An 11,761-nucleotide genomic window follows, 5' to 3' on the forward strand; every position below is an offset into this window, starting at 1 on the left:
CGGCCACCGGCCTTCGACGTGGAGTCCTACAAGCAGCGAAACACCGTCGAGCGCGCGATCAACAAGCTCAAGGACTTCCGGGCGGTCGCAATGCGCACCGACAAACGCGAGTTCGTCTTCCGCGGCACGATCGACGTCGCCTCGATCAAGATCTGGCTCCGCCACCCCGCCGACCACGATCTATGAGACACGCCCTAGCTTGCTCAGGCTCCCAGTCCCAGGGGAAGGGCGGCTTGGGATGGACGCAGCTGTCCCGCAGCCCGATCCCCGTCCGGGACGTCGTAGTGGGACAGCCGCGAGGCGCTGGTGGCGGCTGCCACCGCCGGGCGCGACCTTGCGTGCTACTCCAGTCGGCCTGGTGACAGTAGCCTTCGAGGACCTCTCACGGAGGAGCGCAGCACGTGGACGTTGACTTCCTGCGCAGCCTGGCTGATCAGGCCGTCGAGTGCGACGAGCCGATCCGGCCGCTTGTGAAGCGCCGGGCGCACAGGTTCCCGCTCGCCTACCGCTGCCCCAACTGCGACGAGACGTTCATTGCCAACCGACCCAAGGTCTACTGCAGCCCGCGCTGTCACGATCAGGCGGACCTGGTGCGGTATGAGCGTCGCTACCGAGCCGAGCTCCGCGTGAGTCACCTGCCTCGCATGCTGGCGCTGCGGGCCCTCCCCCCGAGATCCGCGACGCCATCAAGACGAAGTCGATGTTCGCCCTGGGCGAAGGTTATGACGCCAGCGCACGGCGTCTGTCCCCCCAGGAGCGGGACGAGATCTGGCAGCGTGACGACGGTCGATGTGTGTTGTGCGGCGCGCCCGGCGCGGAGATCGACCACATCGACGGGCCGAGCCGGGACCCGAACAACCTGCGGCTAGTGCCGCGGCTGCCAACCTTCGCCCGTCCGTGGGCGATGGGGTCCTCGCTTAAGAGCCCCGCCAGTAGGCACAGCTGCGGCGTTCGGCGTGGCTGAGCGTCGAGGGCAGGCACGAGGGCCACGCTCGCGAAGGTGCTAACGCTCCGTGAGTTGTGGACCGCTGGTGCCTGCCGTCCCATCCTGCATCCTTGACCCGCTGCGCGAGCAGTTCCTCGCGCTGTTGCCGCCGCACGTCGATGAGCATCCGCTGGGCTGTCACCGGCCCCGGATCGATGATGCGGTGATCTTCGACAAGCTCGTCGAGGCGTTGGTCTTCGGCGCCGGATACGAGCGGATCGCCGACGCCGCCTGCTCGGCCACGACTATGCGCCGCCGCCGGGACGAGTGGATCCGGCTGGGCATCTTCGATGCTCTGCGGCTGGCCGCCCTCGACGCCTACGACAAGATGATCGGCCTGGACCTGGCCGACGTGGCGGTGGACGGCTGCACGACCAAGGCCCCCTGCGGCGGGCAGTGCGCTGGCCGCAGCCCGGTGGACCGCGGCAAGGGCGGCATGAAGCGGTCCCAGCTGTCCGACGGCGCCGGCGTGCCGATGGCCACGGTGTCCGCGCCGGCCAACACCGTCGATCACGTCCTCCTGCCAGAGACGTTGGACGCGCTCAAGGACTTCGCCCCCCTGCCGGCCGAGGTGACCGTGCACCTGGACGCCGGCTATGACTACCGGCCCTGCCGAGAAGCACTCGACGAGCGCGGCCTGCGCGGCCACATCGCCGCCCGCGGCACACCCGCACCGATCCAGGTCGGCAAGCGCTGGGTCGTGGAGCGGGCCAACTCCTGGCTCAATGACTTCGGCCGCCTGCGCCGCTGCACCGAACGCCGCCGCGCCTGCGTCGACGCCTACCTGGCCCTGGCCGCGACCATCGTCACCGTCCGTGCTCTACGGCGGGCCGCCTGGTACCTCTACCGCTGGGACACCCGACCAAGATCACCCCGCGTCAGATGACCTACTGGCGGGCGCTCTAAGTGACCACGTCGGCAGGCTGTGGCGGCACTGGCATGACGACGGGCCGCGAGACAAGCAAGATCGTTTTGTGTCTGGGGTTCGCGTCAGGAGCGTGACCCTGCTCTGGACGCGCGATCAGCCGCCGCCCCTTCTCATCCGACAGGCGTCGGGCCCTCATCCGTTCAGCCCCACCCCCAGGGTGGCCTTCACCGGCAGCCTTTGTGGTCAGGACTAGCGTGGCCCGGGTGCGTCGGTCGTGGGGGTGGCTCTGCGTTGGCGTGCTGGCGGGCTTGGCGGCACTGGTCCCGGCGCACTATCTGACGTCCGTCCCGCCCATCGCTCGCGACTACTGGGCGACCGGCGCCCGAGCGGACGCTTTGCAGTCGGCGGGGTGGAACCTGGGATGGTGGTGGGCGCTGTTCGCGGTGACGGCTTGCGCGCTGCTGCGAGCGCCGCGGTGGCCGGCCGTCGTGGTGGCGCTCGGGCTCGGCGCGGCGGCGTCGGCGGTGTCCCTCGTGCACACCGCAGTGCTCTCCGACGACCTCTATCGGTACGCCTGGGACGGCCGCGTACAGGCCGCCGGGATCAATCCCTACCGATATGCCCCGGACGATCCACGGCTCACACCGCTGCGGGAGGACTGGCTGTGGCCATCGGCCCAGGAGTGCGCCGCACGCGGCAAGGACATACCGTGCACGCGGATCAACCGCTCGGGCGTGCCCACCATCTACCCGCCGGCCGCGCAGCTGTGGTTTCGGCTCGCGCACGCCGTTCTCCCCACGGGCAGCCGCGACCTCGGCTACGAGTTGTTGGGCCTTGGCGTGAGCCTGGCGGTCGGGGCGCTGCTGGCGTGGCTCCTCTGGCGCACCGGGCGCGATCCGCGGTGGGTGGTGCTGTGGGCGTGTTGCCCGGTCGTTCCGCTGGAGGCTGTACAGAACGCCCACGTGGACGTCGTCGCCGCGCTGCTCGTGGCCGTGGCCTGCGCCGTGCTGCTGCTGGCGCCGCGGTGGTCCGCCTGCGGTGGCCGGGGTCGCCAGGTGGGTGCAGCGGTCCTGGTGGCCGGGGCGGGGCTGGTCAAGCTGTATCCGTTCGTCCTGCTGCCGGCGTTGGTGCAGCGTTGTCGTCCATCGGCGTGGACGGCCGCGGTCATCGTCGCGGCATTGGCCTACCTTCCGTTCGTCGTCTCGGTCGGCGGTGGGGTGGCCGGCTATCTCTCCGGCTATCTGCAGGAGCAGGGCTACGACGACGGGGACCGGTTCCTGTTGCTGTCGTTGACCGGGTTGACCGGGACGCCGGTGCGGGTGGTGGCCTGGGCGATCGTCGGCGCCGTCGGGATGCTGGCGGTCCTGCGCCGGCTGGGACCGCCGCTGCCCGCTGCGCTCACGGTGTTCGTCACCCTCCTGCTGGTGGCGACCCCCGGGGAGCCTTGGTATGAGCTGATCCTCGTCGTGCTCGTGGTGCTCACCGGTTGCTGGCAGTGGCTGGGCCTGATCGTCGCCGAGTACGTCGTCTACCTGACCGCGATGCTCGGCGGACCCCACGTGCCCGCGTCCCAGGGCGCCTACCTCGCGACGCTGGTTCTGGGGGTGGGGGTCACGGTGCTGCGCCGGCTGGGGCGACGGCTGGAGGGCGATCGAGTCGCTGGGTCAGCTGCGGCCGACCGCGTGCCGCCGGCCTGACCTGTCGGATCGGCGGCGCAGACGACCGACGAGGAAGGCGAGCGCGGACACGGCGAACAGCGCTCCGGTGACCAGCAGCCAACGCCCGAGGTACACCGAGGAGCTCAGGCCGGTGGTGATCGGGTAGACCTCGCTGAGCCGGGCGATCTGCGGGAACCAGACAAGCAGCAGGAGCAGCGAGATCGCCGCCGGGAAACGGACGTGGTTCCACCACGGCGGGAACGATCCCCGACGTCGCCCGGACCGGTCGATCAAGGCGTACAGCGGAACCAGTACCAGGTCGTTGAGCACGGCAGCGCCGACGAACCACAGGACGACGGCGGCCGGCCGGGAGCCGAACAGCCGCCAGGCGGCGTACCCGGCGACGACGAAGCTGGCCAGTAGACCGACCAGGTGCAGAGGGTGCTCACCGTAGAGGCGGAGGAAGCGCCGCATGAGGATCAGGCCTGGAAGGTCATCCGGGTGACCCACTTGGTGTTGTGCACCCCGGGATTGGCCGGGACGATGACGCGCGCCGGATAGCCGTGATCCAGCGAGAGGTCGGCCCCGTTCACCCGCAGCGCCAGCAGGGAATCGCCGTCGGCTACCTGGTTGCCGCGCAGCCGCGCCTGCCCGAACGCGCCCCCCTCCTCCAGCGATTCCACGAAGACGCTCGACGCCTCCGGCACGCCGGCCAACCCGGCCAGGTCGCGCAGCCGCACGCCGGTCCAGGCCTGGTTCGCCGTGGACCAGCCCTCCACGCAGGCGATCGGCAGGTGGGCGGTGTGCTGCGGCATGCCCAGCAGGTCCTCCCGGCTGAGCGATCTGGCCCCCGCGCCGCCCGAGAGCTCCAGCCGCCAACCGTCGCCGGTCTGCTGCGGCTCGACGCCGGCGGCGGCGGCGGTCTTGTTCACCTGGAAGCCGTTGGGACCGGGACCGGGGTCCTGGCCGCGGGGGGCGAGCAGCGCGGTCTTCCGCAGCGGGCCGCCGATGCTCTGCCCGACGGTGACCGCCAGCATCGTCAGCGCTCCGGCGCCGACCAACCCCAGCGCCCCCCGCCGGGACATGCTGGGGCGGTCGGGGGCGGGGCTGACCAGGCCGTCCGGGTCAGGCGGCTCGGGCACCGTCGCGGCGGTGTCGGTCCGCAGCTCGTCGCGCAACCGCCGGGAACGCAGCGCTTGGCGCATGCGGCCGAACTTCAGCCCCACGTGCAGGGCGAAGGCCGCCATGAACACCCACGCGCCATAGAAGTGCAGCGTGTAGAAGGAGCCGGGGAAGACATACCAGTACTGGGTGTTCAGGACGCCGGTGACGAACGTGAACAGCGCCCCCCCGACCAGCAGCAGCAGCGACACCCGCTCCAGTGCCTGCGCGGGGGAGCGCAGCGGCGGCCAGGTGAACAGCTTGGGCAGCACCGACCACAGCTTGCCCAACAGCACCGGGATGAGCACCAGGCCCAACGTTACGTGCACGCCCTGGTTGAGCCGATACAGCCACACCGGGCGGGTGGGCCAGGCGAACAGGTAGAAGCCCAGCAGGCCCTTGTCCGGCTTGGTGTCGTTACCGGGCAGGTCCGGGTTGTAGGCGGCGTAGGAGACCAGCCCGGTGAGGAACACCACGGTGATCCCCACCAGCAGCACCAGCGCGAAGACCGCGGTCAGCCACGGCCCCCGCAGCGGGCTGCGCCAGAAGGCTGGGCGGAACGGTCCGGGCGGCGGGTGGTCCTCGAGGACGCCGACGGCCCGGCGCAGCGGCGCGGGACCGGCGTTGCGCTCGCGCCCCTCCCACTCGCCGGACCCCTGGCCAGAACTCATGTCACCAGGGTCGCGAACCATCGGGTTCCCTCCGACCAGACCTCGTGGACCCGCAGCGAGGCGCTGCGGGCACAGCCTTCGACGTCGTCCACCGGCAGGCGCCCCCAGGAGAACCAGGGCCCCACCTCAGCGCCGCCTTCCAGCCGCAGCCGCACAGTGCCGCCGGAGCGGCCGGGTGCCGCGAGCTCGACGAGCAGCTGGGCCCCCGGCGCCGCCAGCCCCGCGCAGCGGCGCAGCAGACGCCCGGGGTCCCCGCCGATGCCGATGTTGCCGTCGATCAGCAGGACGCTGCGCCACCGCCCCTCTGCCGGCACGGGCGCGAACACGTCTCGGTGCAGAGCCTGTCCACCGTTGCGCCGGGTCAGGTCCACGGCAACGTCGCTGACGTCGATGCCCAGCGCCACCACGCCGGCCCTGTGCAGCGCTGCAACCAGGCGACCGGGCCCGCAGCCGACGTCGAGCACGGGCCCCTCGCACCGCTCCAGCACCGTGCGGTCGGCGGCGTCGCACGGGCCCAGCCAACGGTCGAGCGCCTCGTCCAGGCCGTGCACCCGCCCCGCCTCGGTCCGCACCCGCCAACTCCGGCGCCGGCCATCCCGCCCGGCATGCCGGGACAGGAGCGCGCCAGCGTAGAGGTCGGCCACCCCAGCAGCCCCGGACCAGGGAGGCATGGCCGGCCGCCGGCGCCCGTGGAGCCGGCCGGCGCCGGGCCGGTGTGGAGGAAGGGCCTGGGCTTCGCCGGCTGTCACGTGCACTGCGATCCGCCCGTCCCTACCGTTGTCGGGGACGTTCATCGCCTTGCCCCCTTCGCCTCGGGGACGGAGCCGGGCACCTCGCGGGTCCTCCCGTCTGACCCCGGCACCCGACGCGGCGATGCCAGAGGCAGCGGCATCGGCTCCGGGGGGCTACCCAAGGCCGCGACGACCGCCCGGGAGTCGGCCGGCACGGGGCTGTTTCCGGCGATGCGCCGGAGGCCCGGGGCGGCGACGGGCGGGAGCACGGCCCGGGCCGCAACCGGTGCACCGGGGGCGCTTCCCGACCCCCGCCAGCGCGGGGCGAGCTGGGTCCGGGGTGGCTGGAACCGAACCACAGGCGCCATTCCTTGGACGATCCGGTGACCCAGATCTCCGCGCCCCCCTCGGCCGGCCGCTGCCTCCGGTGGCGCCCATTGCACCACGCGCGACTCGGTGGTGGCTTTCAGCGAGACCCCCGTCGGCCAGAAGCTGGGCGGGGCCTTGGGAAGTCCGGCAGACGTTCGCACACCATTAATCGTGCCGTCGATGCCGCCCGACAGATCTTACGGTGCGATGACGGACGCCGATAACAGAGCCGCACCCCGCGCCAGCAATGGAGCGTAAGAACATGGAAAGGCGCTCGAGGGTTCCCCGGCATTTCTTCGACCCATAGCGTCACCGACATGCGCAGCGCTTTCGAGGTGTACGGCCGCGCGTTGTCGGACGGGGGCCTGCTGCGCCAGCGCGACGACTCTGGTTCGGTCACCCCGCTCCCCGTGCACGTGTGGACCTCGGAGGAGGCACCCGGTGATGCAGGACTCCTCGCCCGCTGCCGCGGCCCGGTGCTCGATGTGGGGTGCGGGCCGGGGGCCTCGCCGCCGCCTTGATGGCGCGGGGCGTCCCTGCACTCGGTGTCGACATCGCGCCCTCGGCCGTGGCGCTGGCACGGTTGAGGGGGCAACCGCGCTCGCACGGTCGGTGTACGAGCGGCTTCCCGGCGAACGGCGGTGGGTGACCGTGCTCCTCGCCGACGGCAACGTCGGGATCGGCGGCGACCCGGTCCGACTGCTGTCCCGGGCCCGCGACCTGCTGGGCGTGGAGGGTGCGCTGCTCGTCGAGACGGGTGCTCCCGGCTCGCCGTCCGGGCCGGTGCGGCTGTGCCTGGAAGATGACCTGGGCACCAGCGAGGAGTTCCCCTGGGCACTGCTGGCCGTGGACGACGTCCCGCCGGTCGCCCACGAGGCCGGGCTGCGCCCAGCCGGATTCTGGAAGGAGGCCGGCCGATGGTTCGCCGCCCTGGTCCGGCCGTAGCACAGCCGGCCACCGGCGGGCGGTCCCGGCGGTGAAGGTCCTCGTCACCGGTGGCGCGGGCTTCATCGGCGGGCACCTCGTCGAGGCGCTCCTCGCCGCCGGTCATCAGGTGCGGATCCTGGATTCCCTGCTGGACCGCGCGCACGGGGTCGCACCGCAGCCGGAGGTCGACCCGCGAGCCGAGTGGGTTCTCGGCGACGTGCGGAACCCCGACACGGTCACGCACGCGCTGGCCGGGGTCGAGGTCGTGGCTCATCAGGCCGCCCTCGTCGGCCTCGGGGTGGACCTGCAGGACCTGCCGGCCTACACGGCGCACAACGAGCTCGGCACCGCGGTGCTGCTCGCCGGGATGGCCGCCGCCGGCGTGCGGGCCCTGGTTCTCGCCAGCTCCATGGTCGTGTACGGCGAAGGCTGCTACACGTGCGGCGAGCACGGCGTCGTGCGGCCGGGGCCACGGCGGGAGCACGACCTCGCCGCTGGATGCTTCGAGCCGAGCTGCCCGCTCTGTGGCCGCCCGCTGGCGCCCGGGACCGTTCCGGAGGACGCGCCGCTCGACCCTCGCAATGCGTACGCCGCGTCGAAGGCGGCGCAGGAGCACCTCGCCCGCGCATGGGTCGTCGGCGGCGGGGGAAGCGCGATCGCGCTGCGCTACCACAACGTGTACGGCCCGCGGATGCCACACGACACCCCGTACGCGGGCGTCGCCTCGCTCTTCCGGTCGGCGCTGGAACGCGGGGAGGCGCCGCGGGTGTACGAAGACGGGCGACAGCGCCGCGACTTCGTGCACGTCGGAGACGTCGCCGCAGCCGGTGTGGCGGCGGTGGAGGCGGTGGCCACGGGACGGGTCGAAGGCATGACCACCTGCAATATCGCCTCCGGCACCCCGCACACCGTCGGCGAACTCGCCGCCAGCCTGGCCGCGGCGACGGCCGGCCCAGCTCCCGTCGTCACGGGCCAGTACCGGCTCGGCGACGTGCGGCACGTCGTCGCCGACCCGAGCCGGGCCGCGCGGCTGCTCGGCTTCCACGCGCGGATCGGCTTCTCGGAGGGCGTGCGGGAGTTCGCGACGGCGCCGCTGCGGCCGACCGGCGCAGCGAGGGCGCCAGCCTGGGAGGGCGCCGTCAGTCGGCTGCCGGGGCCAGCGCGACGGCAGCGGCAGCGGGCGCGGCCAGGCGGACGGTGAAGCGGCACCCGTTGTCGACGTTGGCCACCTCGACGCTGCCACCGGCGGCCTCGACCAGCCCGCGGGCGATGGACAGTCCGAGCCCGCCTCCCCCGCCGTCGCCCGGGCTGCGGGCGCGGTTGCCGCGGAAGCCCACTTCGAAGACCCTCGGCAGGTCGGCCTCCGGGATCCCCCCGCACTCGTCGCTGACGGCGACCCACACCCAGCTCTCCGCGGCACCGCCCTCGACCGTCACCGTGCCGCCGGCCTGGGTGTGCCGGACGGCGTTGCTCACCAGGTTCGAGAGCACCCGCGACAGCGACGCGGCCGACAGCAGCCGGGCGGCGTCGTCCTCGATCCGGCCGACGAGGTGCACCCCTCGGGCCCGGGCGACCGGCCGTGCTGCGGCGACCGCGTCGCTGACCACATCGGAGAGGACGGTCGGCACCGGCGTGAGCCGCAGCGTCCCGGCGTGCAGCCGGGACAGCTCGAAGAGGTCGTCGACCATCGCGGTGAGCCGGTCGGTCTCCACCCGTATCCGGCGGTGGTAGTCGGCCACCTCCGAGGGCTCGGCGACCACGCCGTCCTCGAGCGCCTCGGCCATTGCGCGCAGGCCGGCGAGGGGAGTGCGCAGGTCGTGACTGACCCAGCCGACCAGTTCCCGGCGGCTGCCCTCGAGAGCCCGTTCCCGTTCCCGCGCGGCCGCCAGCCGGTCGGCCGCTGTCACCAGGTCGCCCGCCAGGGCGCGGAGCTCGGCGGGCAGCGGTCCGGCGGGAACGGCGACGGGCTCCTCGTCGGCCAGCGATCGCGCCACGGCGGCGACGTCCCGGACCGCTGCGACCAGCCGACGGGCCAGCAGCGCCGCGCCTGCCGTCCCCACGGCCGCCGCGACCACCACGACGACGAGCAGGACGCGCAGGTCGTGCGCCGACAGGAACATGGCCAGGCCCGTGGCAACGGTGGCCGCTGCCCCGGCTCCGACGACGGTGAGCACCAGCACCGCGAGCCCGGCGGCGATCGGCCGACGCCGGACCGCGGCCAGCGCCACGGCGCCGGCGAGGGCCACCGCGAGGGCCACGGCACCGGCGATAGCGAGGACAGCGACGAGGTCGGCGGGCGAAATCACGCTGGATCCTCCTCGGGCTCGTAGCGGTAGCCGATGCCGAAGACGGTGACCACCCGGCGGGGTCTGGAGGGGTCGGCCTCGACCTTCTCGCGCAGCCGTCGTACGTGCACGGTCACCGTGGAGGCGTCTCCGAACGACCACGCCCAGACCTGGGAGAGCAGTGCGGTCCGGTCGAAGGCCTCGCGCGGATGCTGCATCAGGAAGGCCAGCAGGTCGAACTCGCGAACCGTCAGGGCCAAGGGGCGCCCACCGCGGCGGGCCTCGCGGGCGGCGAGGTCGACGACGAGGTCGCCGTCGCGCAGCAGGCCTCGCGCGGGCGGAGGAGCCCCGCGTCGCAGCACCGCGGTGACCCGGAGCACCAGCTCGCGCGGCGAAAACGGCTTGGTCAGATAGTCGTCGGCGCCCAGTTCGAGCCCGGCGATCCGGTCGGCCTCGTCACCGCGCGCGGTCAACATGACCACGGGAACGGGATGCTCGGCGCGAAGCCGGCGGAACACCTCCAGGCCGTCGAGCACCGGGAGCATCAGGTCGAGCACCAGCAGCGCCGGGGGGTCGGCGAGCGCGTCGGCCAGCCCGGTGCCGCCGTCGGACGCGATGCGCACGACGTAGCCCGCCCGCTCGAGGTAGCGCCGCACGACGTCGGTCACCGTACGGTCGTCGTCGACGACGAGAACGTGCCCGCTCACTGCGTCCATCACCAGGTCGTCCGCACCAGTGCGGTAACCGCGAGCGCCGTCCCGGCCTGGCCGAGCAGCCATCCGCGCGGCACCGACTTCCCGCGATCGAATGCCAGGGCCACGAGGAGCAGCCAGGGCAGGAACGGCAGCCAGATGCGCTCCACCTCGCCGCGGGACATCCCCGACGCGTCGGCGAGCAGGACGGCGACGAGCGCGCCGACCGACGGGTGGGCCAGGCGACCCGGCAGGGCCTGCAGCCGCGGCAGGGCGGCGACGACGGCGGGGCCGGCGGCCAGGCCCGCCACCGCGAGGTTGCCCACCGCCGTGTAGCCGAAGGAGCGCTGACTCCCCCAGCCCTGAGCCCAGCGCGTTCTGGTCGCGGCGAAACCGTCGGGCCACCAGAAACCGGCCGCGGTGTAGGCGGTGACGACGACGAGGACACCCGCGGCGGCCAGAGCGGCGGCTCGCAGTGCCCGCGCGCGGCCACCGGCCAGCAGCAGCCCTGCCGCGACGACGCCGAACGGCACCAGGCCGTAGCTCAGGTACAGCCCGCTGCCGAGCAGGCCCCCGCCGCCGAGCGCCGAAGCCGTGGCCCTCCTGTCCGGTGGACGGGTGACCGCGACAGCCAGCAGGGCGGCGCCCCACGCGCTCACGGCCAGGAAGGCCGCGTCGGCGCTGGTCGCCACCCACAGCGCGTACGGGGCCAGGGCGAGCAGCGGCGAGGACGCCGCGGCCGCCGCGGGACCGGCGAGCGCGCGGACCGCCACCGCGACCGCCGCAGCCGCCGACGAGCCCACCACGATCAGCAGTGCGGCCGCCCAGGCCGGGCCTCCCAGCCCGACGCGGTCGGCCCACCAGAACATCAGCAGCGCGCCCGGAGGGTGTCCGGCCACGTGAGTGGTCCATGCCTCGGCGCCGGCACGCGCTACCACCTGGTCGGCGAAGGAGGGCAGCAACGACCAAGCGCCATCCACCCGGGGGACGTCGGCCAGATAGTCGTGCGGACTGGTCAGTGGAGCGGCGAGCGACGCCGGCCCGTCGACGAGCGCCAGCGCGAGGGTCCACGCGGCCGCGGCCGCCGCCGTGGCGCACGGGAGCGCGACCGGACCCAGGCGGGGGGCGATTCGCGCCCCCAGTACCACGAGCACGGCCGCCGCTCCCGCGGGCAGCAGTAGACCGGCCCACGGAACGTCGTCCCGGACCTGGCCGCTCAGCGGTGCGGCGCCGAGGTGGAGCTCACCGCGGGCGTCCAGTCCACGTCCGATGAGGACCACGGTGACGAGTGCCGCGCCCCATGAGCCCAGCGCCAGCGCCGCGGCGCGCGACGGCGGTGTCCGACCGGGTGCCGAGCGCGTCGGAACCGCGGTGGAGTCCACGCTCGGACGGTAGGGCTGCCGCGTTCCGGCCG

At 73.4% G+C, this 11,761-nt stretch carries 10 protein-coding genes and 1 pseudogene; 5 read left to right on the plus strand and 6 right to left on the minus strand.

Annotation, left to right across the window (positions count from 1 at the left end; genetic code table 11):
- The 3 genes and pseudogenes from CNO22_RS10550 to CNO22_RS10560 all read left to right on the plus strand — a co-directional run.
- A pseudogene (locus CNO22_RS10550) lies at nucleotides 1-186 on the plus strand (hypothetical protein); the annotation flags it as partial.
- A gap of 845 nt (nucleotides 187-1,031) precedes the next feature.
- The gene (locus tag CNO22_RS10555; protein WP_100499332.1) at nucleotides 1,032-1,871 is read left to right on the plus strand and encodes an IS5 family transposase; all 840 of its coding nucleotides are present in this window, start codon (nucleotides 1,032-1,034) and stop codon (nucleotides 1,869-1,871) included.
- Between the two features lie 290 nt (nucleotides 1,872-2,161).
- Nucleotides 2,162-3,550, plus strand: coding sequence for a glycosyltransferase 87 family protein (locus CNO22_RS10560; protein WP_157936885.1), 1,389 nt, complete (start codon nucleotides 2,162-2,164; stop codon nucleotides 3,548-3,550).
- Here CNO22_RS10560 and CNO22_RS10565 read toward each other — a convergent pair.
- From CNO22_RS10565 to CNO22_RS10575, 3 genes are read right to left on the minus strand one after another with little or no spacing between them, the layout of a single operon-like run.
- Nucleotides 3,518-3,985 carry a hypothetical protein gene (locus CNO22_RS10565; protein ID WP_100499334.1) on the minus strand — a complete coding sequence of 156 codons (468 nt, stop codon included), beginning with the start codon at nucleotides 3,983-3,985 and terminating at the stop codon, nucleotides 3,518-3,520. The two genes, CNO22_RS10560 and CNO22_RS10565, sit on opposite strands and share 33 nt — an antisense overlap.
- Before the next feature lie 5 nt (nucleotides 3,986-3,990).
- Nucleotides 3,991-5,343 carry a molybdopterin-dependent oxidoreductase gene (locus tag CNO22_RS10570; protein ID WP_100499335.1) on the minus strand — a complete coding sequence of 451 codons (1,353 nt, stop codon included), beginning with the start codon at nucleotides 5,341-5,343 and terminating at the stop codon, nucleotides 3,991-3,993.
- Nucleotides 5,340-5,915, minus strand: coding sequence for a class I SAM-dependent methyltransferase (locus CNO22_RS10575; RefSeq protein WP_100499336.1), 576 nt, complete (start codon nucleotides 5,913-5,915; stop codon nucleotides 5,340-5,342). The genes CNO22_RS10570 and CNO22_RS10575 overlap by 4 nt, the downstream gene beginning before the upstream one ends.
- A 1,173-nt stretch (nucleotides 5,916-7,088) precedes the next feature.
- On the opposite strand from CNO22_RS10575, the gene CNO22_RS28260 reads away from it, so the two are divergent.
- Nucleotides 7,089-7,388 carry a hypothetical protein gene (locus CNO22_RS28260; protein ID WP_198588235.1) on the plus strand — a complete coding sequence of 100 codons (300 nt, stop codon included), beginning with the start codon at nucleotides 7,089-7,091 and terminating at the stop codon, nucleotides 7,386-7,388.
- A 31-nt stretch (nucleotides 7,389-7,419) separates the two neighbouring features.
- A complete protein-coding gene (locus CNO22_RS10585) occupies nucleotides 7,420-8,571 on the plus strand; it encodes an NAD-dependent epimerase/dehydratase family protein (RefSeq protein ID WP_100499337.1) in 1,152 nt (383 codons plus the stop codon).
- On the opposite strand, the gene CNO22_RS10590 is transcribed toward CNO22_RS10585, so the two are convergent.
- The 3 genes from CNO22_RS10590 to CNO22_RS10600 are packed head-to-tail and all read right to left on the minus strand — an operon-like array spanning nucleotide 8,510 to nucleotide 11,729.
- Nucleotides 8,510-9,676 (minus strand): sensor histidine kinase, encoded by a 1,167-nt coding sequence (locus tag CNO22_RS10590; protein ID WP_198588236.1) that lies wholly within the window; start codon nucleotides 9,674-9,676, stop codon nucleotides 8,510-8,512. The genes CNO22_RS10585 and CNO22_RS10590 overlap by 62 nt on opposite strands.
- Nucleotides 9,673-10,371, minus strand: a complete 699-nt coding sequence (locus tag CNO22_RS10595) for a response regulator transcription factor (RefSeq protein WP_198588237.1) — start codon at nucleotides 10,369-10,371, stop codon at nucleotides 9,673-9,675. Before CNO22_RS10595 ends, CNO22_RS10590 begins: the two co-directional genes overlap by 4 nt.
- Complete coding sequence (locus CNO22_RS10600) at nucleotides 10,371-11,729, minus strand: hypothetical protein (RefSeq protein WP_100499339.1); 1,359 nt, start codon at nucleotides 11,727-11,729, stop codon at nucleotides 10,371-10,373. The genes CNO22_RS10595 and CNO22_RS10600 overlap by 1 nt, the downstream gene beginning before the upstream one ends.
- Nucleotides 11,730-11,761 lie beyond the last annotated feature (32 nt).

The organism is Geodermatophilus chilensis (assembly GCF_002802985.1).
Taxonomy (GTDB): Bacteria; Actinomycetota; Actinomycetes; order Mycobacteriales; family Geodermatophilaceae; genus Geodermatophilus; species Geodermatophilus chilensis.